Raw genomic sequence first — 22,801 nt, 5'->3', positions numbered from 1 at the left:
CGCAGGTGCGGAGAAAAAGAGGGGTGGCCTGCGCACCGGGAAAAAAGCAGGGACTCGCGGAACGCGGACGAATGTACGACCACTCTCCCGCTCCAAGACGAGGTAGCAAGATAATAACTCCGTACGTTTTCAAAAAGTGAACTGTGGAATGATAGCTCATTCAAGTTTTTTTGTTTTCTAATGGTAACGGAATTGCGTGGGGTCCAGGCTGCGGCGAGGATATATAAAGCTCCTCACATTCTCGTTGTGCCTCAATCAGGATATTGACAGCCTGTTCGGATGCCTGTAACATCTTCAAATACATTTCTTTATAATCTGGCATTCTATTCACCTAAAGTATATTTTAGAACAATATGTTCAAAATGTCAATAGAACAAATTGTTCTTATCTATACTGGTATCGGTGATATTAATGGAAAAATATAAGCGTATACGTTCTCTGCGCGAGGATGCGGATTTAACGCAGGAAAAAGTCGGCAGAGCAATCAATGTACCTCAGCGCAGCTATGCCTACTATGAAAGCGGTCAGCGGATGGTTCCACCGCACGTCCTTTGTGCTTTGGCGGATTTCTACGGTGTTAGCGTAGACTATATTTTAGGGCGTACCAACAATAAGAAAACCAACCGGTAGTTCAAGCCAAAACAGCAGTATAGTACCAGACACCATGTCTTTGTTTTTGTATCCCAAACCCACACGTTAGACGTGTAAGACAAATCTTACAGATTTGCTTTTTTCTCAAATCTGTGTTATACTGACTAACAGAATCAAATATAAAAGAACCGTCTTTAAGAAGGGCTTTTGGTATTGCGCTGATTGGCGTACTATAAAAAGCCCTTCTTTTTTACAAGACACCAAAAATTTTTTAGTAGGAGGAGCTAAGATGAATACCATTTTGGCGCAAAAGCGCGACCCGGCCGCAAAGGCCAAGCAACTGAGGCGTTCAGGCATTGTGCCGTGCGTTATCTATGGCGCAGGATTGAAGGAATCGCTCTCCGTCCAGATCGATCAGAGGACGGCAAGGCAACTCCTGCGAACCAAGCGCAACGGAAGCAAGGTGAATATTCAGGTAGATGGGAAAACCTATCCGACGCTCATTAAGGATTTGGAATATAACAGCATGAACAACGAAATAGTCCATGTCAGCTTCCAGGTATTGGCGGCGGGAAAAAAGTTCAACAGCGTTGCCGATATTGTGCTTATCAACAAGGAAAAAGTGCCGGGCGTTCTGGAGCAGATGCAGATGCAGGTTCCTCACGCCGCCGAACCGGAATATCTGCTCGATACCGTTACGGTCAATCTTGAAAATATGCCGATCGGGACAACGCTTACGATCGGTGATATCCCGGAATTTCAAAGCGATAAAATCGAACTGCAGGCCGATGCGGGTAATATTGTTCTGCGCATCAGCGAAAAAAAACGAGCCGATGCCGATGTGAGTACGGAGCAATAATCTTTATCTCCGCCGCATTTTGAAAAGAGCTTCCATCTCTGGTCGCCAGGTCGGGATGAGAAGTTCTTTTTCACATTAGAAAGGAGAAAAATGGATATTAACGGTCAGGCAATTAAGCATAAGACATTCGGCCCCGGTGTCGTTACGGCTTTAACTGCCGATACAATAACGGTGAGCTTCCCTGAAGGAGAAAAAAAGTTTATCTATCCGGACGCGTTCAGGGAGTACCTGGTCCTGAAAGATAAGAATATGCAGCGGCATATCACGGCACAAATTGCTGAAAAGGAAGCCGAATTCAATCGGCAGCGTCAGGCGGAGCTTGCAGAACAGGAGCGCAGGCAAAAATTGCTCAATTTCCCCATAACAGCCAACTCGCACGCCGCCTTTGACATTATGCCGGAACATGCGGAACAGATCTGCAAGACCTGTATCGTTTCGACGGGACGGTATTTAAGCGGGTATTCAAAAGGACAGCCGCGAACTGCGGAGAGACTGAAGCCAAATTCGGTATGCCTGCTGACTGAACGCCAGAGAGAGAGGCCGGAGCAGGACCGGCGGATGATAGGCGCGTTCATGGTCAGAGAGGATTTTTTTGGCAAGGATGTGCATGACGGACTGATCGAGGGACACCCGGAGTATCGAATGCGCGTCCCGTCCGGGAAGGTTCTGCTGTTTTGGGAGTATTTCGGTCAGGATGCGACGCCGCGCTGGGGAAACACGGCCTTTAAGTATTGTTCCGGCACGGTGATGAATCACATACTGTCCGAAATGACACGGCTGCTTGAAAATACGGAACAGCAGGAATCGGCGCTTGCGTTTTACCGGTATTTTTGTAAATTAAACCGTCTGCGCCCTCTTATGGAAATCAATATGATAGAAAACGGGTCAAAAGCGGCGCAGTGACGGCTTACCGGTGTGCTTTTGTTTTTTTACAGAAAAATCCAGTATAAACTTGAAAAGCATAAGAGCAGAGAATATAATTGAAATTATCAATCATGAAACTCTTCCAAAAAGTAAGTGAGCATGACGAGCCTGGGTTCTACAAACTAATTTATAAGGGTGCGGATAAATGAATGAATTGATATGTCAGGTTATAGACTCTTCAGGGGGATTAGCGCGGGATTTCATTGAGCAAAATCAGATTAGAGAAGTACCCTTTTATTTGAAGTTTGAAGACACCGATTACCGCAGGGAAAACCTTGATTATCGCTTAGCTGATTTCTATAGGCATATGGACGAATATCCGGATGATGTTCCCAAAACTTCGGCTCCCAATATGAACGATTGGCTGGCAGTATTTGAAGAAGAACATGCCAGGGGGATTACAAACTATATTGTCACAACAATCTCTTCCAAGCTGTCCTCCAGCTTTCAGGACGCCATTATGGCAAAAAACTTTTTTATGGAAAAAAACAGGGACGTACAGATCGAAGTCATTGATTCCAATACTTGTGCCTGCGGACAAGCCGCGTTAGAAATTGCAATTGCTAAAATTATTAAAAGCGGTCGAAGTTTCCAGGAAATGATCGATCTCATTCATAAGATCGTCGAAAAAACAAATACGCTTTTTGTAGTGAACAGTTTAAAATATATGCAGTCAGGCGGAAGAATCGGAGGAGCCGCCGTTTTTGTCGGTAAACTCGTCCAGATCAAACCGGTGTGTGAATTCATCAGCGGCGTTGTGCACCCGGTGAAGGTCGTAATAGGAAGAAAACATTCTTTGAAAACCATGGTGGACGTCGCGGTTTCACGAATTACCAATCTCAATAAAATGATTGTTACTTTTCAAAATGCAGAATTCCAGGAAGATATTGATTATGCCGTTCATTATTTTAGAAAAATAACAAATTTTTCGGGGTCCATCTATCACAGTGAACTTGGGGCTGTTGTGGGGGCGCATTCCGGCCCCGGTGCGGCGGGAATTGGGTTCATTGAAGATCCGCTTTCTTAGGGCCTGAACCCCGGCGTAAATACGGAAAAAAAACAGTCCGGCCTTTTGGACGGACTGTTTTTTGCGGATGGTGGAAGAGTACCCCCAACGCAGGTACGGAGAAAAAAAGATAGCCCGCGTACCGGGAAAGTGGGAGAGATTGTTGAAAAATGAAATTTAAAAAAACTTATTGATACTGCTATTCACTTCCACTTTTGAAAAAACAATGGACGTCTTCGTCAGAGCATATGGGGATATGGCATTTATAAACTGTTCGATATCCTCTAAAGAAGCGACTGACAATTTAACGATAAAGCACGCAGCGCCCGCAATTCTGTAGCACCATTCACTGTGCTTATAATCTTTAATAAAACTTTTAAATTTCTCGTATTGTCCATCTCTCATTGTGACTTCAATGATACAATCGATTGCAAAGCCAAGGTTCTTTTTGTTTAAACGGACGGTGTATCCCTCAATAATGTTATGATCCTCAAGTTTTCTCACCCTCTCGGTAACAGAAGGCGGTGAAAGATTGATTCGTTTAGATAACTCCCTTATGGAAATCCGGCTGTCTGCCTGCAACTCATGCAAAATCTGCACATCGATTTCGTCTATTTTCATTTAAAACACTCTTTTCAAATATATATATCAATAGAAATATAAATATAGTAATATCATATCATATAAGATACAGTTTTTATTATATTCCTGCTATAATTGATTTGTCAATGGAACACATTATTAGGAGGAAAAATTATGGCAATCATTTCTTTTTCACAAAACGGGCTTACACCGTTTCAGCAGCTGTTAGGGCATAATAAAGAAATATTGGAGAAATGGGCTTCTCTGGAAGAATGTATTTTTTCCAGCGATACGTTTCCCGCAGAATTAAAAGAGGAAGTCCGGCGCACCCTGGCTTTTCATAACGGCTGTGAATACTGTAAGGCCAAGGGGGCTCCGTCAAAAACGGAAATGGATGAGCGGGCGCGGCTGGCTGTCCATATGGCAGATCTGTCCGGCAGAACAACACATATCAGTGACGAAGAATCCGGCGTGCTGAAAGAGACGTTTACAGACGGCGAGATTTCGGAGCTTTTGGCGCTTATTTGCTTTATCACGGCTTGCCAAAGATTCGGAGCCTTACTGGACTTAGGGCCAAGCTGCCAAATTTGAGTGGTTTACACATTGCCGTATAAAACGAAAAACGGGGTCTGCGCCGCGGCACAGACTCCGTTTTTGTTATACTGAACCAAGCTTTTATCCAAACCGCCCTCTCCTGACGGGCATTGTAAAAGGCACGTTCCCCTTTATAGATGCTCGGCAAGCTTGTTGATAATCAGATCGATGCAGATGTAAAAGATGGCCTGAGAGTCCAGAAACAGCTTGTTTTTATCCGTTTCCAGAGAAGGAATGATCAAAAGGCTGTCATACCGGTTCGCGTATTTTGCTTTGCTGTTCTGCGTAATCATAGCGGTTTTCGCCTTTTGGAGGAACGACGTGCCCGCCGCCTCGACGACGCATTCCGTCATACCGGAAACAGAGATAAAGATATTCAGATCCCGCGCGTCGGAAAAGCTGGCTTTTTCATTAAAAACTCCCGGCAGCGTGATCGTTTCCGCGTCAATCCCAAGGGAGGCAAGCCGGAAAGCAAAATAGCTGGCGGAGAGCCCGCTTTCATGAACGCCGTAAATTTTGATCTTATCGGCATGAACGATCAGGCTGCAGAGCTCTTTGATTTTGCCGTCCGAAATATGGGATGGGATATGGCTGATACAGGAAAGATAAATATTGACGATATCGTTGCTGCCGTTGACGGCGTTCGGGTCCTTGAAGGAACCGGAAAGCAGATGTTTCGACACCTCGTATTTAAATTCCGAAAAACCGGTGTAGCCCAGCTTCTGGCAGAAGCGGAGCAGGGCGGACTTGGAAACGTCGGCTTTATTCGCAATTTCAATAATGGGGTAGGAAGCAATCACATCCAGATGCTCCAGAACGTATTGCGCAATTTTCTGGTCGGAACGCGTAAACTGCGGCTCGCAGAGCTTGATTTGTTCAATTGGATTCATTTTTATTCTCCTCTTTTTTGTATTATATCATAAAACATGCACAAAAGGGAAAAATTTTGAGAGAATCCGGTCGTTAATATGCCGGATTTGGGAAACTTCGCAGAATTTTAAGAAATTTCCCAAAACTTTTGGTAAATGTATTGATTTTGTCTTTCGGTTCCGCTATACTATGGTTAGAAAACCGGCCGGTTTTTCTCGTGAGGTACATACATGAAAAAAACAAACGCTTAAGGAGGAGATCAGTTATGGGGGAACAGACAAAAAAAAGCGGGCTTCTCGACCGTGTGACAAATCTGATTGAGGAAAAGGTGGCGCCGCCGCTGCTGAGGCTTTCACAGGTCCGGTATCTGGAGGCTCTTCAGCGCACGTTCGTCACGCTGATGCCGTATATGATTCTGGGAGCGACGGCGACTCTGATCCTGAATCTGAGCGGCTTATTCGGAAAAGACGGCGGCCTGAACCTTCCCGGTGTCGCAAACGCGATCAGCGCGGTTGTGGAACCCTGCCGGCCGTGGCTGCTGCAGGTGGTTTTTGTAACCATTAATCTGCTCGCTCTGATTACGGCGGTGCTGAACGGATATTTTCTAGGAGATTATTATCACAAGAAGGACGAAAACGTCAGTCCGATTGCGGCGGCGGTCGTATCCTTTGTGGCGTTCCTGTGCTTTATTAACTTTGCCAAGCTCAGTGAAAATTTCGACTGGCCCGCCTATGTTCTCGGCTCACCCAGCCTTTTCGGCGGCATCCTGATCAGCATTCTTGCCATAGAGGTATACCGTTTCCTGATCGGCAAAAAAATCACCATCAAGATGCCGGAATCCGTTCCGCCGATGATTGCGGCAGCCTTCACCAGCATGATTCCGGTGTCCGTGGTCGTTGTTGTTTGCGCCATCCTCGGTCAGGGCTTTGCGGGCTTTGATTTTCTGGCCCTGCTCAACAAGCTCTGCGCCTACCTTGTGGTTGGCGGCAGCGGACCGGTCGCGCAGTTCGCGGGCTTCTTCCTCGACCGTATCCTGTGGTTTGTCGGCCTGCACGGCTCCAATATCGTTTCTTCCGTCATGCAGCCGATCTGGACGACGATGATCACCGACAACATCAACGCTTTTGCGGCGCATCAGGTGATTCCGTATATGTTTACGGAACAGTGGATCAACTTCTACGTGCGTTGCTCCGTTTTCCCGCTTGCGCTGCTCTGCACCATGAGCAAGGCCAAGCGCTTCAAGGTCCTGGGAAAGCTTTCCCTGCCGGGTACGATTTTCAACATTGCCGAGCCGGTGATGTACGGCCTGCCGGTCGTGCTCAATCCGCTGATGTTCGTGCCGTGGGTGCTGGGCTTCAGCGTGCTGTTTATCCTCAACGCCATTCTGGGCGTTCTGGGGATCACACCGCCGATGGTGTCCATGGTCGTATGGACAATGCCCGCCCCGCTTGCGTCCTTTATCGGCAGCGGCTTTAAGCTGCAGGCCCTGGTGATCACTCTGATCAATATGGTCATTATTTTCTTTATGTTCCTGCCGTTCTTCAAAGTCATGGAGAAACAGGAACTCGCGGAGGAAAAAGAATACAAAAATCAAAAGGAAGATAGTAAGAATGTCTGAAATAGAAATACACCCTTATCGGCAGGAATACATCGATGAGATTGTTTCCGGCTGGAATGCCTCCCTGTTCTATGATACGATTACCCGGGAGCGTTTTATCCAGGAGGTTCTTCTTGACGAGAACTTCGACCCCGAACTGGCTTTGGCTGCCGTCGTTGACGGGCATGTGGCCGGCTTCAGCCTGGGAATCAGAAGAAAATATCCCTATCTGACGCGGGGGCTGGAGGAGCAGCGGGGCTGGATCAGCAGCTTCTTTGTCCTTCCGGAATACCGGCGCCGGGGGATCGGGCAGAGGCTTCTGGAGGAGGAGGAGGCAAGGCTGAAAGCCGAGGGAACACAGGAAATCACTCTGTGCGCCTACAGCCCCAATTACTTTGCTCCCGGCGTTGACCTGCAATATCCCGGCGGCGTGCCCTTTTTCGACAGGAACGGGTACGCGCGCGGGACGGACGCCGTCAGTATGCAGCGGGACCTCTTTACCTATACTCTCCCCGAAAAAACGGAAAAGCATATCGAAGAGCTGGCGGAAAAGGGGATTGCCTTTCATCCCTTTTCCATGCCGTATATGGAAAAGCTTCTGAATTTTGTGGGCCGGGAATTCGACGCCGGCTGGGTCCGCAACATTCTGCTGGCCCTGCGCAAGCGGGAGGCTGAGGATACGATCCTGCTTGCGACGGACCGGGAAGATCACGTCATCGGCTACTGTATGCGCAAGATCGACGGGAATGACGCGCGGTTCGGTCCGATCGGTGTGGCGGAGGCCCTGCGGTCGGAGGGGCTCGGCGGCGTTCTGATCGACCTTCAGATGATGGAAATGAGGAAACGCGGCATCTATTACCTTTATTTCCTCTGGACCCACGGGGCCGCTATGCGCTTTTATGAGCGCCACGGCCTGAAGGTGTACCGTACCTATCAGCTGTACCGCAAAAAAATCTAATTCGGAGATGACGGAATATGGGAGACTATAAGCGGGTAATCTGTATCGGGGCGCATCCCTTGGACGCGGAGATCATGGGGGGGCCGATGCTGATGCGCTACGCGGCGCGTCACGCGCGCTGCACGCTGGTCCATGTGACAAAGGGAAGGCTGACCGACCCGACGGCGACGGAAGAACAGAAGGAGGAATACGATCTCGCGCTTCACCGCGAGATCGCCGCGGCCGCGGCCGCGCTGGACTGCGACTGCTATGCGATGGACTACCTTTCCGGCGAGCTGCCGGAGACGGGAAAGTTTATTTCCCTTCTCGCGGACTATCTGCGGGAGCAGGAAGCGGACTGTGTCGTTACTCATGCCCGCGGTACCCTGCACCCCAGGCATTATTACACGTATGAGGCCGTGACGGAGGCCGTGCGCCTGCTGCGGCGGGAGGGACGGAAGATTCAGCTGTTCTACGGCGAAAACTGCGAAGACCTGGCGGGTTTTACCCCGACGGTATATCTTTCCATGACCCAAAGGGAACTGGATCAATGGTTTGCGGGGCTCAGAAAATACAGCATTTTTAACGGTGAGGTCAACGATATGCCGTATTTCGAATACTATCATTCCATGGCCCTGATCCGGTCCGTGGAGGCCGGGGAGCACGGCTTTGCCAAGGCGTATATGCACGGCGCGCTGATAGACAGCGAATAAATATATTTTCAGAAACGAGGGATGACGATGAAAAAGATAGTTTTGCTGTGTGTGGCAGGGATGTCGACCAGCCTGCTGGTTTCCAGAATGCAGAATGCCGCGAAGGAAACCGATTTTCCCTGCGAGATCCAGGCTTACGGCGTAGCGGAGGCCCCGAATGTGATCCCCGGTGCGGATGTCGTTTTACTGGGGCCTCAGGTGCGCTATATGCTGTCAAAATTGAAAAAAGAATATCCCGATAAAAAAATCGAGGCCGTTGATATGCGGATCTACGGAATGGTAGACGGCAAACAGGCCCTTATGCAAGCCAGAAAAATTATGGAGTGTTGAAAAATATGCAGGAAATGGATATAGAATCTGTCCTTTTTGAAATCATAACGGAAGTGGGAAGCGCCCGGAGCTTTTATATCGAGGCGATACAGGCGGCGCGCGAAAAAGAGATCGGCAAGGCAAAGGAGCTGATCCGCGAGGGGCAGGCCGCCTTTCAAAAAGGCCACCATATTCACGCGGACCTGATCCGGGCAGTGTCCGGGGAAGATCATGTCCCCGTTTTTCAGAAGGATGAACGGATCATGCTTTTGACGCACGCCGAAGACCAATTGATGAGCGCGGAGGCTTTTGGCATTCTGGCGGAAGAATTTCTGGCGCTGTACCAGGCCATGAGTGACAAAGGAGTTTTATAATGACGGATCTTTCCCATTTTACTACCGAAGCAAGGAACCCGGAAACGATGAATCTGGACCGCATGTCCGCCATGGAAATCGTCTCCGTGATGAACCGCGAGGACGAAAAGGTGATTGCGGGCGTGCGCGCCGTTCTGCCGCAGATCGCGAAGACGGTCGAATATACCGTGGCCAGCCTGCAGTCCGGCGGAAGAATCATTTATATCGGCGCGGGAACCTCCGGAAGGCTTGGCGTGCTGGACGCTTCCGAGTGCCCGCCGACGTTCGGCGTCTCCGCCGATACCGTCGTCGGATTGATTGCCGGCGGGAAGGGCGCCCTGATTGAGGCCGTTGAAGGCGCGGAGGACAGCTGTACGCTGGGCGGGGAAGACCTGAAACGGATCGGGCTGAAACCGTGCGACACCGTGATTGGGCTGGCCGCCAGCGGCCGTACTCCCTATGTGCTGTACGGCCTGCGCTACGCGAGGCAGTTGGGGTGCCGTACGGCGGCAATCGCCTGCAACCGGGACTCCGCCGTCGGAAAAGAGGCGGATGTGGCGATAGAGCCGGATGTCGGTCCGGAGGTGCTGACGGGGTCGACGCGGCTCAAGTCGGGCACGGCGCAGAAGATGATCCTGAACATGATTTCCACCGCCAGTATGGTGAAGATCGGACACACCTATGAGAATCTCATGGTCAATATGCAGGCCAGCAACGAAAAGCTGACCGTACGCGCACAGAATATGGTGATGGCGGCAGCCAAGTGCGGCAGGGAAACCGCCGAAACCGCGCTGCGCGAGGCGGGCGGAAGGGTCAAAACCGCGATCGTGCTGCTGCTGCTGAACGTTTCCGCGGAGAAGGGAGAGCAGGCGCTGGCCCGTGCACACGGCAGGGTCCGAGAAGCGCTTGCCGGGAAACTGCAATGAATACGGGAGTTTGCTTCTATTGCGGCACCGCGGAGGAAAAAAACGCGGAGATCCTCGCGCGCGCGGCGGAGGCGGGGATCCGATGCGCGTTTACCTCTCTGCAGATTCCGGAAGAAAGCCGGGACAGCCTCCAATCCTCCGCGAAAAAACTACTTTCCTCCTGTAAAAAATACGGGATGGAACTGGTGATGGACGTGGGGCCGGACACGGCGGAGCGTCTCGGCTGCCGCTCCCTGTACGACCTTCAGGACTGGGGCGTCACCCATATCCGTCTGGACGACGGCTATTCCCCGCGGCAGGCGGCGGAGCTTTCCCATACCTTTCGGATCGTGTTCAACGCTTCCACGGTTTCCTTTGAGGAGATCACCGGCTGGCGGAAAGCGGGGGCGGACCTGACGCGTTTTACCGCCTGCCATAATTATTACCCGAAGCCTTGGACGGGGCTGTCTTTGGCGGCTGTTGCGCAGATTAACCGGCAGCTCAAAACATACGGGTTTCAAACGATGGCTTTCGTCCCGGGCGACGGAATACTGCGCGGGCCGCTGTACGAGGGGCTGCCGACCGTCGAGGCGCACCGCCGCCGCGCGGATATTATCCAAAATGCGCTGGAGCTTTTTATGGACGCGGCGTGCGATACGGTGCTGGTTGGGGACGTGAGCCTTTCGGAAAGCTCCTGGGACGCCTGGGCGGATCTCAGCAGGGGATTTGTCAGCCTGCCGGCGGAACTGGACCGCCGCTGTCGTTATCTTGCGGAAATGATTCATCACGACAGGCGGGATTCCAGCGACTGTGTTTTCCGGTCGGTGGAGTCGCGCGGAATCCCCGTCCCGGACCGCGGGCTGCTTGCGCCCGCAAAAGAGACCGCGTGCGGCGCGGGGGATATTCTGCTGTCCAACACCGGTTTCCTGCGTTATGAGGGAGAGTTGGAAATTGCGCGCGTTCCGCTGCCGCCCGATCCGAGAATCAACGTGGTCGGACGTCTGAAAGAGGAAGCGCTGCGGTATCTGCCTTATCTCAAAAACGGTATGGGAATCAGGTTTGTCATCGGCCCGGAAGGATAACGGAATTATTTCAGGAAATGTCGCCGAAGAGTATCTGTTCCGGCGGCGGTAAGGAAAGGAATCAGCCATGAAGAGTATTACCTATGTCATTCGTGACGAGATCGGCGTACACGCCAGACCGGCCGGCATGCTGGTCAAGCAGGCAAAAAGCTTTCAGTCCGCCTGTATGATCCACGCGGGAGGGAAAAGCGCGGACCTGACCAGACTGTTCCAGGTGATCGGAATGGGAATCGAGCAGGGGACGGAAGTCAGGGTCACGGCGGAAGGGCCGGACGAAGACGCGGCAATCGCCGCGCTGGGAAAGGTATTGAAAGAAAATTTATAGGAATCCCCCTTTTGAATCGATCAATCTATTATATAAAAACAGGAACTGTACCGTTTAACGGGCAGTTCCTGTTTTACAGTAAATCCATTTTAATCTGCACAATAAGACGTATCCCTTCCCCACCTTCGTCGGGGAAGGGATACGAACACATTTGCATAATCAACTGGAAATGCTGCCATTAATAGTGCTTGTGATTATCGGACGGGACATTTTGATTTTGCCACCGTTTTCTCAGGGAGAGGACAGCGCAGACTGCGATCATCCCCGCCACTGTTCCAACAATGGCTACCGGTCTGACGGATCGTTCCCCGGTGGCGGGGCTGGCTTTTGGAACGGTTTCCTGTGCCACGGCCACTGCTTCCCCGGGGGTGGTTCCGACCGTCGGCACACTTTCCGCGCCTATGATCTCCGTAGGCGTAGTGACGTTTGCCGCCGCTCCGCCGCCTCCGCCGCCTCCACCGCCTCCGCCACCCCCGCTGCTGGTGGTCGTGTAGGTGGTGGTGAAGACCCATTTTACCTGCATGGAAGCGCCCTGATACTGGTTCCCGGTTCCCTGGCCGGGCAGGTCGACGTTAAAATCCAGCGTCTTGCTCGCGCCCGGATTCATTTTGCCCACCAGAACGGAATCATCGTCCGCCGTGCGGAAGAGCTTTCCCTGCGTCAGGTATGTGCCGCCGTCTTTGACGGTCAGCGTCATCCCGTCCGCCAGAGAACCGCCGTTCGGCGCGGATTCTGACTCGATCAGCATTTTCATATATACCGTCAGAGTATTCCGGCCGGTATTTTTCAGCAGCAGGCGGGAGGATTTTGTGTCGCCGGGGTTCAGGTTGCCGACGTCGGCCGCGGGGTCCGGGGCGGTAACGCTCAGACCGCTGCTTTGGCCGTCGTTCTGGTACCCCGTCGCGACGCTCTGCGCCTGCGCGTAAACCGTCCCGGGGACAAGGAGGGCGGCAACCAGAAGCGCCATTAAAAATTTTATTGTTTTCGAAGCTTTCAGCATGGTCGATTTCCCTCCTTTTTCCATCCCTTACCGGCACGGTTTTTTTAAGTGCCGTTTATTGGAATCTGCTTGATTTTCAATCCTTAAGCTGCCGGTACCGGAGCTATCGCCGGGGGAACGGGAGTCGTTGTCCAGGCCGCGCTGTTGGTAGCCTGAATGACTTCAACGGAAGAAGGTCCCATATTTAAGATCATACCCTGATAGGCGTTCGTCGTAAGGTCGCCGTCGAACACGCCGGTAAACGCGAAGGAAATGGTTCTCTGCTCTAAAGTGCCGGCGGGGAATTCTGTGCCGTCATCCAGTGTTCCGGGGATAACGCCCTGCGAGTAGCCACTGATCGTTCCGGTATAATAGAGATAACCGTCGCTGTGTTTTTCCCAATTTGCGGGGAGAAAAACTTTTACATTATTGGTGGACAGGTCGGTCGGCTCTTCGCCGTCCAGCCAGGAGATCGCCGGAATCTTGATTCTGAGCTTTACCGGTTTTGTCCCCTCGTTGATAATGGTCAGGCTTCCGTTAAACTCATCGCCGGGGTTGATGTTTTGCTGGGCGAATCCTTCAAGGGTAAGTTCGCCGGAAGCATCGCTGAGCCTTACCGTACCTGCCTGGAACGTAGCGCCCTTGACTTCTTTAGAGTCTGTGAACCACGCCATTGTGGAGCCGCCGATCAATGCCACGGTCAGCCCGACCGCAAGAACACTCGTTAAAATTTTTGTCTTGAATTTCATTTCTCGTTCCTCCATATAAATATTTATTAAGATTACCTATCATCCGCGTTCCGCGGGGATTTGGTTCCGCTCCTGCGCGTGATCGGGAGCGGGCGTCATGAACTGCGTTTACGGTTTGGGAACATTGTTGTACTCCGTATCAAAGTTTTCCCAGCTCCAGCCGTCGCTGTGAGAATGCTGAATCGCCTGGAAGGTGGGGGTCAGAACATACTTCGCGTTTTGATACTCGTTGCCGGCATCTCCGCTGAGCTTAACGGTCAGATCGAGCACGGCGATTGTGTCGGTCGCGTTTGGAGATTCGCCGCCGTTGACGCCCTTCAGTCCGTTTTTATTGTTGCTGGAGCAATAGTAGAAACCATCGGTACCTTTAGTCCAATTCTTATTATTAGTGACGACGGTGTCGATCACGTCGTTTGTAAGGCTGTCATCCTTCTGCCACTTGTCATTCTGGAATGTTTCCCAGTGGCCTTCCAGCTTTACCCGCACGTCAATGTCCTTGGTTCCGGAATTGGTGACGTAGAACGCGAGCTTGTTGATGTCGCCCGGGTTCCAGTTGGCTTCGTCGATGATGTTTCTGCCGCAGATATAGTCAATGTCAAACCCGTCATCGCTTTGGTTTTCTTTTCCATTCGACAATGTTTTCTGAGTGGTGTCCACCAGTTTGACATAGTAAGCCGTGTCGATCGGGTTGGGCACCATGCTCTTATGGTAGTCGCCTTTTGGATTTGTTTGATTGGAAACCGTTCCCGCATAAGTCCAATCGTCGTTGTCGTCGCTTACATAAACCTTGGCGGTTTCAACATAGTTTGACGCGCTGTTTCCCCACGTACCTTCTATTACCAGCACGTCGCCTTTCCGGAGAGGTTTATCATTGTCAAACCGAACGACGATCTCCCCGCCGTAGCCCATAGTGTAAATCTCATTTTCGTCCTGTCCATCCGCTCTTTCCAAAACTTTATCCGGATTATTTCGCTTGCTGGAGCCTGTCTTCGGAAGAGGATTGCCGTTTTTGTAGCTCCCTCTCGTTACACTGGCAACACTTACCGGCGCCACGTCTTCGTAGTAAAGAGGTTTGCCCGATTCGTCGGTATCCTCCACTACGGACTGGCCCGCTTGGATTTCCACCGTGCCCGCGGTAAATTTGGAGCCCTCGATATCTTTTTTGTCGGTAAACCAGGCCATGGTCCCGCCGCCGACCAGGGCGACAGCCGTTACGACCCCGACGATCCCCGTCAGAAGTTTCACTCTTGATTTGGTCATTCAATCATCCACCTCTCTTGCATTTTTTCTAATTTTGTGGGGGTTGCTTTTCTCCTTGTCCGTTCGGCGATTCGTCCGCGTCCATCGTGGAATAGCCCGCGTCCATCGTCACCTGAGTAGCCATGACGTCCAGATTCAGTTTCAGTTTATAATTTTGCCGGAGAATCCCACCGCCCTTTACCTGAAATTTCAGTTTAAAAACGGCTTCTCCTCCGGGGACCACGACAAGATCGTCCGGATTTTTGCTTCTGGTTACGTAAGAATAGACTGAATTTTTAAGGGACCATCCATCGACCGGTTTGGGGTCTATTGCCGGCTGCCGGGTCAGGATGGGTAAACAAGGCTTTTCTTTGTCCCACTTCTGGGAAAGCTTTGCCCGCAGGGTGACCGGGGTGCTGCCCATATTCCGAATAGTCCATACGGCGTAATACTCGCGGCTCCCGTCCCAACAGTCGGGCAGGCATTCCGTCTGATAATCGGACGCCTCTGCCTGCATACCGTCTTTGTGGCAGCCGCCTTCTTTTTTGCTGCCGGATTCGGTCTTTATGACTTTAATCGCTGCGTTGCCGGTAGTAATTTCAGCTTGGGGGGCTTGTGTGTCGGTGAAGTAGGCGGAGGTAGCCCCTCCCAGCATGCCGACCGTCAGAATGACGAGGAGAACGCTGATAAAAGCAGATTTTCTGATCATCGTTCCTCCTTTCCAACGGCTTGCGTGAGAATTTCCTTTGAGCTGCTTTCTTCCTTCGCCTGCTTTTTAGAATTCGAATAAGTTTGATATAAACTGCGGCATTCGAAGAAAAGCAGCAGCACTCCGGGAACGATAATCAGCAGCAGCAGCCCGTTTCCGGTCTGGGCAAAATTCATGAAATAACCCAGATAGGGGAGGGTGAAGCTGACTCTGCCGATCAGGTCTTCTCCCGGTATGGGATCGGGATCGTTGGCGTGGTTCGCGTCGCCCTTTGTCAGAAATTCCAGGCCGTTTGTTTTTTGGTTGATTCCAACTACCCTGTGCGTCGTCATTTGATCGCTTCCCGCGAAACCCTTGAAGGTAATAATATCGCCCTTTTTGATCTCCGCGGCATCCACCGGCTTGACGAAGGCGACACTGCCGGTATCAAACTGGGGGGCCATACTGCCGCTGAGCACGACCAGCATATAATGCCCCGCGATTTTCGGAGCGCCGCCGGTCGTTTTGCTGCGCACCATGCAGAACAGCATAAAAGCGATCAGGACCATCAATAAGGCAAAAAACACATTTCCGATTGCCTTGAGTATTTTTCGGAATATTTTCAGGGAGTCATTCTGTGGCTCCGATCTTTCAACCGTTCCTGTTTCCGTCTCCATAATTACCTCCCGGGCGTATGCCCGTTTTTAAGATTCTGTTCCGCTCTGAACGGAATCCCCGGTTCCCGCTGCACTGCCGGGAACGTCTGCGTTTGTACTCTCCGTTTTCGCCGCATCCCCGTCCTGGGCCGGTGTGCTCTGCGTTTCGGGACGGGACTGCGCTTCGGACTGCGGCGCCGTGCTTTCCGCGGTACTTTCCGCCGTGCTTGCGGCGCTTTCCGGTTTGCTTTCCGGCGCGCCGGATTCGGTAACCGCGGAAGTTGCGTCCTCAAGCTGAGCGTCCGGTACGGCCGCCCCGTTGGCGAACAGTCCTCCTACGGTCATCTCGAAATCAATCGATGCGCTTGCCGTGGCGGTGAAATAGGCGCCGGTTTGCATCCGGGGAATTGTATAAAACAGGAAGCCCGCGCAGACGACAGCCAGCAAAAGGGCTTTTCCTATTCTGCCGGCAACCGTATTATCCGACTTCTGTGTTTTTTTCCGATTGCTCCATGAATGCCCAGCTCTGCGCATCCGCGATTCCTCCTCGCACTGTATTGTTCACCCTATGATCTTCTTGCCGGGACGGTCCTCTTCCCGACTCTCGCCCCAGGAATCCCACGATCTTAACTGGGACAGCTCCCCGCGGCTTTGACAGATACCGGTTTCAAGCAGGTGAAAAAGCTCCAGACTGCTTCGGAACGGGACATATTTGTCTTCTTCCAGCCAGCGGATATAGCCCTGTATGCTGTAATGGTCGGAACGCACCACCTTGATTAAAAAAGTAGGGGAAGTGTCGGAAGCCGTTCGCACCAAACTCTTCCCCGAATAAGCTTTCATGATATTGTCCTCCGTGTTCTCTCTGCTTTTATGATTTGTCCACATTATAGCAGGCGTCAATTTCATTATGTGGTCAAATGGATTTCATTTTCCGCACACAGGAGTTTATTTCCAATTATCTTTCAGGCACAGTTCGATTACAGGAAATAAAAGAACACCCCGTTAAGGATAAAATCCTCAACAAGGTGTTCCTATTCGTCGAATAAAACTGAATTTTATCGGTTGATCTGCTCCAGATAATGCGACGGCACATCGCTGAACGGTGTGAATTCCATCATGACTGTCAGGGAGCCTTTGCCGACCTGCTTTTCAAACTGTTTCTGAATTCTGGAGCCGACCAGAATCAGCCCTTCCTGCTTGGTGTCCGTCAGCAGCAGGATCATCTGGTACTGGTTCCACTGTGTAAAGACGTCTCCCCTGCGCAGGGAGTCTTCCAGAATCCGTCTCAGGCCTTTGCAGGCTATTTCCATCCGGGCGGGGAAAAGATCGTTTCCCGCGCCGGAAATGGTCGCAAGGCCGAGAAAGGTATTTCTGCTCCCGCGCATCCGGCGGCGTTCTTCAAGGTTATAGATAATACGGAAATATTCCAGATCGCAGTACAGCGCGCCGTCCGGATCGTCGCACTGGGAAAAATTCCTGCTCAGGTCCGACAGATCGGCCCGATGGACGTTTTGTTCCCCCGCGGTGATCCGTCTGTAGATGCTCTTCATGGACGCGGAAGGTTTCACGGCAAGCTCCCGGGACATCCGCTCGGTAATATAATTGTAGTGGCTCAGCGCCACGCTGTATTGGTTCAGGGCCAGAAGGGCTTCCAGAAAGCAAAGATGCAAAGATTCTTCCAGCGGTTCATGGCAGACGGCCTGCTCGAAATACTCCACGATTTCGGTGTGGCGGCCCTGCCCCTTCAGAAGCGTGAAAAGCCGGAGCAGGGACTGTACGTAAAGCCGTGAATAATGGGCGTGAAGGGGAAAGGTCCATTCGCAGCCGGAAATTTCCGCCAGATAAGTTCCCTTATACAGCCGGACGGCCCGCTCATAGTGGCCGATCGCCAGATTTGGGTCACTGTGCTGCTTTGCGTCGGCTTCGCGGATTTCTTTCTCAAAAAGGTCCGTATCCACCGTACAGCCTTTTCCAAGGGTAAAAATATAAAAGCCGCCGTCGCAGACGAGGTTGAAAGGCAAATCGTCATTCCCGCTTTTTCCGATCAGATCTTCCTCCTGCAGCATCTGGCGCAGGCGGAAAATCTGAGTCCGAAGAGTGTTTTTGGAATCGACCAGATCCGCGTCGTCCCATAGATTCTCCACAATGCTGTCGGGAGAAAGGCGCTTCCCCCTGTTCGCCACAAAATATTTCAGCAGTTCCAGACTCTTATGGGACCTCCTGCTTCCGGTAAAAAGAGACCTGCCGTCCTTCTGTAAGTCCCAGCCTCCCAAAGTAAATACTTCCACCGACATTTGATTTCCTCCATCCTTTGGCTACCCGCCCGATTGCATCCCTGCATCCGTGTCCGTTTTGAGGGCTGGAACCGAAGGGACCAGCCGAGAATATTCAAACAACCATATTCCAAAGAACAGTTTTTCTGATATGTTAATTCCTTAATTTAATCTGAATAAATAATAATGGAAAATTTTTGAAATAACAAATCCTTTTGCGCGAATGGTTGATATAAAGAGTAAACGGTAAATTTTTACGAAATGTTTTCAGCTATTTTTCCTATAGACAACAATTTGATACGGTGATATGCTGAAAAGAAAAATTCGTATTTTGCCGGAAAAGAGATCCGGCTGTGCGAATCGGGGGGTAAAAGGATGGTTTATCATATTGCCGTCTGTGAAAACGACCCGGACTGCGCCGTGCAGCTGCAGAAAATGATCGAGGAAATCCTGGCCGGCCGGCGTACGGCCTTTTCCTGTGACAGATACACCGCCCGCGAACAGCTGGAGGCGGCGGTCATGAGCCCCGGAACGCAGTATCACATCCTTTTCCTGGATACCGTGCTGGACGGAAAGGACGGCGTGGCGTTTGCCGAAAAACTGCGGGGTTCCGGGCTGCGTTCCCCGATCGTTTTTATCTCCTCCGACGCAAAGTCCGCTCTGGCCGCCTATGCCGCCGCGCCCGTTCATTATTTGCTCAGGCCCGTGCGGAAACAGGAGCTGCATGCGGCGCTCTGCCGGGCGTTCAGACAGTATGAAGACCGCTCCGTCTGTATGATGGAGACCGCCGGAAGGGAGGTTGCCGTGCTGGCGGCTTGCGATATCTTTTACCTTGAGGTATTTAACAAAAGCATTCTGGTGCATTGCAGAGACGGCTCCGCTCTGACCGCCGCCGGGCCGCTGACCGATTTTTTCAGGCGCCTTCCGGCGGGGCGGTTCTATGCCTGCCACCGCTGCTATGTCGTCAATTTTTCCTGCGTGAGGCGTTTGCGCAGAAATGAATTCGTGCTCGAGGACGGCGGTGTGATTCCGATTGCACGCCGGAGATATCGGGACGCGCTGTGCGCGTGGAAAAACTATCTGGAAGAAGAAAAGATGATTTAAAAAAGGGGATAAGAAACGGCGCTCTCTTTTTGGAGAACACCGTTTCTGCTGCATAGACCGTCTTTATTCCGGGGATTATTTGAATATCGCCTTGATTGCGGACATACTCATCCGCGCCGCTTCGTATCCCGCGTCCATGCACCGCTCCATCTGCTCAAACGTCAGCAGCCCCGATTCCTTTGGCAGCTGCGGCTTCAGCAGCAATTTTTCCCCGTGGGAGCTCAACTCCTTTAAACGGGTGCTCATGATGGACAGGGAATGCGTTGTAATATCGATGATATTCATTCTGGCGGGCACCTCGTACTCCTTGGTGACGTCGACCGCCAAAACGTTGGATTCGCCCGCCGCAATTAAAAGATCCACCGGCAGGGTGTTGGTCACGCCGCCGTCGACCAGGCACATGTCGCCGATCAGCTTCGGCCGGAAAACCGCGGGCACCGCCATGCTCGCGCGGATCGCCTGGCAGATGGGGATATCCGTTTTCCACGTCACCCCTTCCACGGCGGCGACATTCCGCAGGGAGCTTGTGTAAACAATGGTTTCACCCGAATGGATATCCACCGCCGGAATAATGGTTCTCATATCGGCGTCCATAATATTTTTATTGTCCGTCTGCGCACAAAGAAACTTTTCCAGGCGGTTTCCCTTGAACAGCCCGGTAATGTCGATCTTATGGCGGAACAAAAGCTGAGGCACCGCTTTTAAAAGGTTTACAAAATCCGCGTCACACAGGGACATCCCTGTTTTGGACAGATCCGTAACCATCTGCTTCAGCGCCGGCGCATCCGTCCCCGTGGCGTAAAGTCCGGCCACGATAGCCCCGGCGCTGGTGCCGGCAATGGAGGAGGGGCGCATCCCGGCTTCTTCCAGCGCCAGCAGAACTCCCGCGTGAGCCGCCCCCTTTGTTCCTCCTCCTGAAAGTGCAAGCCCAAATGACATCTTTTTCACCGACTCTCTAAAAATTCAGACCTTCCTGATAAAAGTATATTAGAGATTCGGCAAAACGGTTCGGGTTTCCGCCGGTTATCAGAATTAAAAAGAGAGAAAATCAGTCTTTTTTTGCAAATCCCAGCGAGCATAAAACGGTCACGGCCGCACCGCAGGCGGTGATGACAATGCCCAGAATAAAGCCCGCTACAGACGCTCCTTTTTTCAACGATATCACCTCATCTGCGATGATACTCCAAACGGCGGGAGAAAGGAAGAGCGCAAAAGCGATGGCGCCCGCTGTCACAGCAGGCGCCACACGTTCGCGGTTACTTTAAGGAGGCAGAAATTACGGAATCAGAAACAGCCACGGCAGCGACGCCGGCGCCATCTGCGCCGACGCCAGCGCCAGCAAGAGTTGCAACACATTTTTAATCCTCAACTCCTTTCGACGATTCTGTCATATACTATGAAAAAAGCAAACAGCTTGTCAATATGAGGTTAAGGAATGCCCGGCTATGAAAATACCGGAGGCATCCGATGAGTTTCGGAAGGCCTCCGGTACGGGATATTTTTATCGTCTGCCCGTGTGATCCACTCAGGACCGGGGCGTGCCGCTTGTTTTCCCCGGCTCGGATTCCCGGACCAGATTTTCCGCGATTTTGCGCAGATCCTCTTCCGAACGCACGTCGGGGCCGGTCTGTTTGATGCTCTCCTGCACAAATTTCGGCAGCGAGAGAAAATACGGATTGTTTTCCAGATTTTTCGCAAATTCATTATCAGACATAATTTACCTCCGCAAGTTATCGATATTTCACAGCGTTTGAACGAATTCCCTGATGCTTTCCAGTTCCCCCGTCAGCGGTACGCCGATCACCTTTGACAGGGCCTGGTTCAGCTCTTCGTACTGATCGCCGGTGGTGATCATCCGCTCGGACTGGTGTTCCTTCAGCAATGCAATCCGGCGGTCGAGTTCGTTGATTACCGCCTTTTTGATGTCTTTGCTCATGAAAGCACTTCCCTTCGCGGTTAGTATGTGTTTTCAGGGCGAGAGTATGCGCGCCCTCCGTATCGGACCGCGTTCCGGGGAGCATTAGACTATTGGACAAAGTTGTGCTATAATTTTAAAAAACTGAGAATATAGAACATGGTAGTGAAAACAGAAAAACGCCAGGTTATCTATAAAATATTAGATTAGGAGTAAATATGGATTTTAAAGACCTTAACCTCAGTCACAGAATTTTGGATGCACTTGAAAAAGAAAACTATGCCGTACCGACGCCCATTCAGGAGCAGGCGATTCCGCTTGTGCTCGCCGGCAGGGATCTTCTCGGGTGCGCACAGACCGGCACCGGCAAAACGGCGGCTTTTGCGGTGCCGATTTTGCAGCTTTTAAGCGGCCGCCCGGCGGATCAGAAAGAACCGAGGAAAATCCGTTCCCTGGTTCTGACTCCCACAAGGGAGCTCGCCCTTCAGATTTATGAGAGCTTTCGCTCCTATGGCCGCTACACCCGGCTGCATACCTGTGTGGTGTTCGGCGGCGTATCCCAGAAAATGCAGGTGGAAAAGCTGCGCCGCGGCGTGGACATTCTGGTCGCGACTCCCGGCAGGCTGAACGATCTGATGAATCAGGGATATATTCAGCTGAAAAATGTGGAAATCCTCGTTCTGGATGAAGCCGACCGTATGCTCGATATGGGCTTTATCGCGGACGTAAAAAAAATCATTGCCAAAATCCCGCAGAAGCGGCAGACGCTTCTGTTTTCGGCGACCATGCCCAAAGAGATCGAAGAAATGGTCGACACCATGCTGGCCGATCCGGCGAAGGTGGAAATTACGCCCCCGGCCACAACGGTCGACCGGATCGACCAGTCCCTGTATTTTGTGGACAAGGATAATAAACGGAAGCTTCTGGTCTCTCTTCTGGAGGATGAGTCCATCCGTTCCGCGCTGGTGTTTACCAGAACGAAGCACGGCGCCGACCGGGTGGTAAGGGAGCTGGAAAAGGCCCATATCAACGCGCAGGCCATTCACGGGAACAAATCGCAGAATGCCCGCCAGACGGCGCTGAGCAGCTTTAAAAACGGCAGCATCCGCGTGCTTGTGGCCACGGATATCGCGGCGAGGGGGATCGATATCGAGGAGTTGTCCTGCGTGTTCAACTACGACCTTCCCGAGGTCCCCGAGACCTATGTGCACCGCATCGGCCGGACCGGCAGGGCGGGAATGAGCGGTACGGCCGTTTCCTTCTGCTGCATCGACGAAAAGCCGGACCTGCGCAATATTCAGAAACTGATCGGGAAAACCATTCCGGTGGCGCAGGACAATCCCTACCCCATGCTGATCACCACCCCGACTCCGAAATCGGAGCTCCGCCGCCGTACCGCGGCGCCCGGCGGCGAAGCAAGAAAGAAGGTCTCCGCCAAAAAAGAGGCAGCCGGAAGAAACGGTTTTGCCGAAAGTGCGAAAGGCAGGCCGCCCGTTAAAAAATATACGGAGAAACCGAAATGGAAGAAAACGTATCCCCGCAAGGGATAGT

General features: G+C 51.8%; 28 protein-coding genes. 15 read left to right on the top strand and 13 right to left on the bottom strand.

Features of this window, described 5'->3' with window-relative positions:
• Window positions 1-411: 411 nt before the first annotated feature.
• The 4 genes from ACQGQ5_RS02505 to ACQGQ5_RS02490 all read left to right on the top strand — a co-directional run bounded on the left by ACQGQ5_RS02505 (window position 412) and on the right by ACQGQ5_RS02490 (window position 3,401).
• The gene (locus tag ACQGQ5_RS02505; protein WP_455735018.1) at window positions 412-630 is read left to right on the top strand and encodes a helix-turn-helix domain-containing protein; all 219 of its coding nucleotides are present in this window, start codon (window positions 412-414) and stop codon (window positions 628-630) included.
• 250 nt (window positions 631-880) lie between these two features.
• Window positions 881-1,450 carry a 50S ribosomal protein L25 gene (locus ACQGQ5_RS02500; RefSeq protein WP_455735017.1) on the top strand — a complete coding sequence of 190 codons (570 nt, stop codon included), beginning with the start codon at window positions 881-883 and terminating at the stop codon, window positions 1,448-1,450.
• Window positions 1,451-1,540: 90 nt separating this feature from the next.
• Window positions 1,541-2,353, top strand: a complete 813-nt coding sequence (locus ACQGQ5_RS02495; protein ID WP_455735016.1) for a hypothetical protein — start codon at window positions 1,541-1,543, stop codon at window positions 2,351-2,353.
• Between the two features lie 166 nt (window positions 2,354-2,519).
• Window positions 2,520-3,401, top strand: a complete 882-nt coding sequence (locus tag ACQGQ5_RS02490) for a DegV family protein (protein WP_455735015.1) — start codon at window positions 2,520-2,522, stop codon at window positions 3,399-3,401.
• Between the two features lie 156 nt (window positions 3,402-3,557).
• On the opposite strand, the gene ACQGQ5_RS02485 is transcribed toward ACQGQ5_RS02490, so the two are convergent.
• Window positions 3,558-4,001 (bottom strand): Lrp/AsnC family transcriptional regulator, encoded by a 444-nt coding sequence (locus ACQGQ5_RS02485; protein WP_455735014.1) that lies wholly within the window; start codon window positions 3,999-4,001, stop codon window positions 3,558-3,560.
• Between the two features lie 135 nt (window positions 4,002-4,136).
• On the opposite strand from ACQGQ5_RS02485, the gene ACQGQ5_RS02480 reads away from it, so the two are divergent.
• On the top strand, window positions 4,137-4,553 hold the full coding sequence (locus ACQGQ5_RS02480; protein ID WP_455735013.1) for a carboxymuconolactone decarboxylase family protein: 417 nt from the start codon (window positions 4,137-4,139) through the stop codon (window positions 4,551-4,553).
• A gap of 134 nt (window positions 4,554-4,687) precedes the next feature.
• Here the strand turns inward: ACQGQ5_RS02480 and ACQGQ5_RS02475 are convergent, their stop codons facing one another.
• Window positions 4,688-5,446: a MurR/RpiR family transcriptional regulator gene (locus ACQGQ5_RS02475; protein ID WP_455735012.1), complete on the bottom strand. Its 759-nt coding sequence runs from the start codon at window positions 5,444-5,446 to the stop codon at window positions 4,688-4,690.
• Window positions 5,447-5,691: 245 nt separating this feature from the next.
• Between ACQGQ5_RS02475 and ACQGQ5_RS02470 the strand changes: the two genes are divergently transcribed.
• The 8 genes from ACQGQ5_RS02470 (at window position 5,692) to ACQGQ5_RS02435 (ending at window position 11,647) form a co-directional block, all read left to right on the top strand.
• Window positions 5,692-7,044: a PTS sugar transporter subunit IIC gene (locus ACQGQ5_RS02470; protein ID WP_455735011.1), complete on the top strand. Its 1,353-nt coding sequence runs from the start codon at window positions 5,692-5,694 to the stop codon at window positions 7,042-7,044.
• Window positions 7,037-7,981: a GNAT family N-acetyltransferase gene (locus ACQGQ5_RS02465; protein WP_455735010.1), complete on the top strand. Its 945-nt coding sequence runs from the start codon at window positions 7,037-7,039 to the stop codon at window positions 7,979-7,981. Before ACQGQ5_RS02470 ends, ACQGQ5_RS02465 begins: the two co-directional genes overlap by 8 nt.
• A gap of 17 nt (window positions 7,982-7,998) precedes the next feature.
• The gene (locus ACQGQ5_RS02460; protein ID WP_455735009.1) at window positions 7,999-8,673 is read left to right on the top strand and encodes a PIG-L deacetylase family protein; all 675 of its coding nucleotides are present in this window, start codon (window positions 7,999-8,001) and stop codon (window positions 8,671-8,673) included.
• 27 nt (window positions 8,674-8,700) lie between these two features.
• A complete protein-coding gene (locus ACQGQ5_RS02455; RefSeq protein WP_038323282.1) occupies window positions 8,701-9,003 on the top strand; it encodes a PTS sugar transporter subunit IIB in 303 nt (100 codons plus the stop codon).
• A 5-nt stretch (window positions 9,004-9,008) separates the two neighbouring features.
• Window positions 9,009-9,356 (top strand): PTS lactose/cellobiose transporter subunit IIA, encoded by a 348-nt coding sequence (locus ACQGQ5_RS02450; RefSeq protein WP_455735008.1) that lies wholly within the window; start codon window positions 9,009-9,011, stop codon window positions 9,354-9,356.
• Window positions 9,356-10,261 carry an N-acetylmuramic acid 6-phosphate etherase gene (gene murQ / locus ACQGQ5_RS02445; RefSeq protein ID WP_455735007.1) on the top strand — a complete coding sequence of 302 codons (906 nt, stop codon included), beginning with the start codon at window positions 9,356-9,358 and terminating at the stop codon, window positions 10,259-10,261. The genes ACQGQ5_RS02450 and murQ overlap by 1 nt, the downstream gene beginning before the upstream one ends.
• Window positions 10,258-11,322, top strand: a complete 1,065-nt coding sequence (locus tag ACQGQ5_RS02440; protein ID WP_455735006.1) for a MupG family TIM beta-alpha barrel fold protein — start codon at window positions 10,258-10,260, stop codon at window positions 11,320-11,322. Before murQ ends, ACQGQ5_RS02440 begins: the two co-directional genes overlap by 4 nt.
• 67 nt (window positions 11,323-11,389) lie before the next feature.
• On the top strand, window positions 11,390-11,647 hold the full coding sequence (locus ACQGQ5_RS02435) for an HPr family phosphocarrier protein (RefSeq protein ID WP_275712882.1): 258 nt from the start codon (window positions 11,390-11,392) through the stop codon (window positions 11,645-11,647).
• A 178-nt stretch (window positions 11,648-11,825) separates the two neighbouring features.
• Here ACQGQ5_RS02435 and ACQGQ5_RS02430 read toward each other — a convergent pair whose 3' ends face one another.
• The 8 genes from ACQGQ5_RS02430 to ACQGQ5_RS02395 all read right to left on the bottom strand — a co-directional run bounded on the left by ACQGQ5_RS02430 (window position 11,826) and on the right by ACQGQ5_RS02395 (window position 18,252).
• Entirely contained in the window at window positions 11,826-12,647 is an 822-nt protein-coding gene (locus tag ACQGQ5_RS02430) for a hypothetical protein (RefSeq protein WP_455735005.1), read from the bottom strand.
• An 83-nt stretch (window positions 12,648-12,730) separates the two neighbouring features.
• The gene (locus ACQGQ5_RS02425) at window positions 12,731-13,375 is read right to left on the bottom strand and encodes a TasA family protein (RefSeq protein ID WP_455735004.1); all 645 of its coding nucleotides are present in this window, start codon (window positions 13,373-13,375) and stop codon (window positions 12,731-12,733) included.
• A gap of 108 nt (window positions 13,376-13,483) precedes the next feature.
• Complete coding sequence (locus tag ACQGQ5_RS02420) at window positions 13,484-14,635, bottom strand: TasA family protein (protein ID WP_455735003.1); 1,152 nt, start codon at window positions 14,633-14,635, stop codon at window positions 13,484-13,486.
• Window positions 14,636-14,663: 28 nt separating this feature from the next.
• A complete protein-coding gene (locus tag ACQGQ5_RS02415; RefSeq protein WP_455735002.1) occupies window positions 14,664-15,323 on the bottom strand; it encodes a SipW-dependent-type signal peptide-containing protein in 660 nt (219 codons plus the stop codon).
• On the bottom strand, window positions 15,320-15,979 hold the full coding sequence (locus ACQGQ5_RS02410; protein WP_455735001.1) for a signal peptidase I: 660 nt from the start codon (window positions 15,977-15,979) through the stop codon (window positions 15,320-15,322). Before ACQGQ5_RS02410 ends, ACQGQ5_RS02415 begins: the two co-directional genes overlap by 4 nt.
• Window positions 15,980-16,006: 27 nt before the next feature.
• The gene (locus ACQGQ5_RS02405; protein ID WP_455735000.1) at window positions 16,007-16,492 is read right to left on the bottom strand and encodes a hypothetical protein; all 486 of its coding nucleotides are present in this window, start codon (window positions 16,490-16,492) and stop codon (window positions 16,007-16,009) included.
• Window positions 16,493-16,519: 27 nt separating this feature from the next.
• The gene (locus ACQGQ5_RS02400; RefSeq protein WP_455734999.1) at window positions 16,520-16,798 is read right to left on the bottom strand and encodes a hypothetical protein; all 279 of its coding nucleotides are present in this window, start codon (window positions 16,796-16,798) and stop codon (window positions 16,520-16,522) included.
• A 215-nt stretch (window positions 16,799-17,013) separates the two neighbouring features.
• Complete coding sequence (locus ACQGQ5_RS02395) at window positions 17,014-18,252, bottom strand: BTAD domain-containing putative transcriptional regulator (protein ID WP_455734998.1); 1,239 nt, start codon at window positions 18,250-18,252, stop codon at window positions 17,014-17,016.
• A 354-nt stretch (window positions 18,253-18,606) separates the two neighbouring features.
• Between ACQGQ5_RS02395 and ACQGQ5_RS02390 the strand changes: the two genes are divergently transcribed.
• On the top strand, window positions 18,607-19,335 hold the full coding sequence (locus tag ACQGQ5_RS02390; RefSeq protein WP_455734997.1) for a LytR/AlgR family response regulator transcription factor: 729 nt from the start codon (window positions 18,607-18,609) through the stop codon (window positions 19,333-19,335).
• Between the two features lie 75 nt (window positions 19,336-19,410).
• Here ACQGQ5_RS02390 and ACQGQ5_RS02385 read toward each other — a convergent pair whose 3' ends face one another.
• The 3 genes from ACQGQ5_RS02385 to ACQGQ5_RS02375 all read right to left on the bottom strand — a co-directional run bounded on the left by ACQGQ5_RS02385 (window position 19,411) and on the right by ACQGQ5_RS02375 (window position 21,271).
• Window positions 19,411-20,274, bottom strand: a complete 864-nt coding sequence (locus ACQGQ5_RS02385) for a patatin-like phospholipase family protein (RefSeq protein ID WP_455734996.1) — start codon at window positions 20,272-20,274, stop codon at window positions 19,411-19,413.
• 586 nt (window positions 20,275-20,860) lie between these two features.
• A complete protein-coding gene (locus tag ACQGQ5_RS02380; RefSeq protein WP_455734995.1) occupies window positions 20,861-21,049 on the bottom strand; it encodes a hypothetical protein in 189 nt (62 codons plus the stop codon).
• 27 nt (window positions 21,050-21,076) lie between these two features.
• The gene (locus tag ACQGQ5_RS02375) at window positions 21,077-21,271 is read right to left on the bottom strand and encodes a hypothetical protein (protein ID WP_275712861.1); all 195 of its coding nucleotides are present in this window, start codon (window positions 21,269-21,271) and stop codon (window positions 21,077-21,079) included.
• Between the two features lie 197 nt (window positions 21,272-21,468).
• Between ACQGQ5_RS02375 and ACQGQ5_RS02370 the strand changes: the two genes are divergently transcribed.
• Complete coding sequence (locus ACQGQ5_RS02370) at window positions 21,469-22,800, top strand: DEAD/DEAH box helicase (RefSeq protein ID WP_455734994.1); 1,332 nt, start codon at window positions 21,469-21,471, stop codon at window positions 22,798-22,800.
• The last annotated feature ends 1 nt before the right edge of the window (window position 22,801 follow it).

Source organism: Caproiciproducens sp., assembly GCF_053840905.1.
The sequence above is the reverse complement of the archived record's forward strand: the minus strand, read 5'-3'. Positions and strand labels throughout refer to the sequence as shown.

Excerpts from the sequence above, each read along its gene's own strand:
- ACQGQ5_RS02505 (WP_455735018.1), top strand. The coding sequence starts at position 412 with ATGGAAAAATATAAGCGTATACGTTCTCTGCGCGAGGATGCGGATTTA.
- ACQGQ5_RS02500 (WP_455735017.1), top strand. The coding sequence starts at position 881 with ATGAATACCATTTTGGCGCAAAAGCGCGACCCGGCCGCAAAGGCCAAG.
- ACQGQ5_RS02495 (WP_455735016.1), top strand. The coding sequence starts at position 1,541 with ATGGATATTAACGGTCAGGCAATTAAGCATAAGACATTCGGCCCCGGT.
- ACQGQ5_RS02490 (WP_455735015.1), top strand. The coding sequence starts at position 2,520 with ATGAATGAATTGATATGTCAGGTTATAGACTCTTCAGGGGGATTAGCG.
- ACQGQ5_RS02485 (WP_455735014.1), bottom strand. The coding sequence starts at position 4,001 with ATGAAAATAGACGAAATCGATGTGCAGATTTTGCATGAGTTGCAGGCA.
- ACQGQ5_RS02480 (WP_455735013.1), top strand. The coding sequence starts at position 4,137 with ATGGCAATCATTTCTTTTTCACAAAACGGGCTTACACCGTTTCAGCAG.
- ACQGQ5_RS02475 (WP_455735012.1), bottom strand. The coding sequence starts at position 5,446 with ATGAATCCAATTGAACAAATCAAGCTCTGCGAGCCGCAGTTTACGCGT.
- ACQGQ5_RS02470 (WP_455735011.1), top strand. The coding sequence starts at position 5,692 with ATGGGGGAACAGACAAAAAAAAGCGGGCTTCTCGACCGTGTGACAAAT.
- ACQGQ5_RS02465 (WP_455735010.1), top strand. The coding sequence starts at position 7,037 with ATGTCTGAAATAGAAATACACCCTTATCGGCAGGAATACATCGATGAG.
- ACQGQ5_RS02460 (WP_455735009.1), top strand. The coding sequence starts at position 7,999 with ATGGGAGACTATAAGCGGGTAATCTGTATCGGGGCGCATCCCTTGGAC.
- ACQGQ5_RS02455 (WP_038323282.1), top strand. The coding sequence starts at position 8,701 with ATGAAAAAGATAGTTTTGCTGTGTGTGGCAGGGATGTCGACCAGCCTG.
- ACQGQ5_RS02450 (WP_455735008.1), top strand. The coding sequence starts at position 9,009 with ATGCAGGAAATGGATATAGAATCTGTCCTTTTTGAAATCATAACGGAA.
- murQ (WP_455735007.1), top strand. The coding sequence starts at position 9,356 with ATGACGGATCTTTCCCATTTTACTACCGAAGCAAGGAACCCGGAAACG.
- ACQGQ5_RS02440 (WP_455735006.1), top strand. The coding sequence starts at position 10,258 with ATGAATACGGGAGTTTGCTTCTATTGCGGCACCGCGGAGGAAAAAAAC.
- ACQGQ5_RS02435 (WP_275712882.1), top strand. The coding sequence starts at position 11,390 with ATGAAGAGTATTACCTATGTCATTCGTGACGAGATCGGCGTACACGCC.
- ACQGQ5_RS02430 (WP_455735005.1), bottom strand. The coding sequence starts at position 12,647 with ATGCTGAAAGCTTCGAAAACAATAAAATTTTTAATGGCGCTTCTGGTT.
- ACQGQ5_RS02425 (WP_455735004.1), bottom strand. The coding sequence starts at position 13,375 with ATGAAATTCAAGACAAAAATTTTAACGAGTGTTCTTGCGGTCGGGCTG.
- ACQGQ5_RS02420 (WP_455735003.1), bottom strand. The coding sequence starts at position 14,635 with ATGACCAAATCAAGAGTGAAACTTCTGACGGGGATCGTCGGGGTCGTA.
- ACQGQ5_RS02415 (WP_455735002.1), bottom strand. The coding sequence starts at position 15,323 with ATGATCAGAAAATCTGCTTTTATCAGCGTTCTCCTCGTCATTCTGACG.
- ACQGQ5_RS02410 (WP_455735001.1), bottom strand. The coding sequence starts at position 15,979 with ATGGAGACGGAAACAGGAACGGTTGAAAGATCGGAGCCACAGAATGAC.
- ACQGQ5_RS02405 (WP_455735000.1), bottom strand. The coding sequence starts at position 16,492 with ATGCGCAGAGCTGGGCATTCATGGAGCAATCGGAAAAAAACACAGAAG.
- ACQGQ5_RS02400 (WP_455734999.1), bottom strand. The coding sequence starts at position 16,798 with ATGAAAGCTTATTCGGGGAAGAGTTTGGTGCGAACGGCTTCCGACACT.
- ACQGQ5_RS02395 (WP_455734998.1), bottom strand. The coding sequence starts at position 18,252 with ATGTCGGTGGAAGTATTTACTTTGGGAGGCTGGGACTTACAGAAGGAC.
- ACQGQ5_RS02390 (WP_455734997.1), top strand. The coding sequence starts at position 18,607 with ATGGTTTATCATATTGCCGTCTGTGAAAACGACCCGGACTGCGCCGTG.
- ACQGQ5_RS02385 (WP_455734996.1), bottom strand. The coding sequence starts at position 20,274 with ATGTCATTTGGGCTTGCACTTTCAGGAGGAGGAACAAAGGGGGCGGCT.
- ACQGQ5_RS02380 (WP_455734995.1), bottom strand. The coding sequence starts at position 21,049 with ATGTCTGATAATGAATTTGCGAAAAATCTGGAAAACAATCCGTATTTT.
- ACQGQ5_RS02375 (WP_275712861.1), bottom strand. The coding sequence starts at position 21,271 with ATGAGCAAAGACATCAAAAAGGCGGTAATCAACGAACTCGACCGCCGG.
- ACQGQ5_RS02370 (WP_455734994.1), top strand. The coding sequence starts at position 21,469 with ATGGATTTTAAAGACCTTAACCTCAGTCACAGAATTTTGGATGCACTT.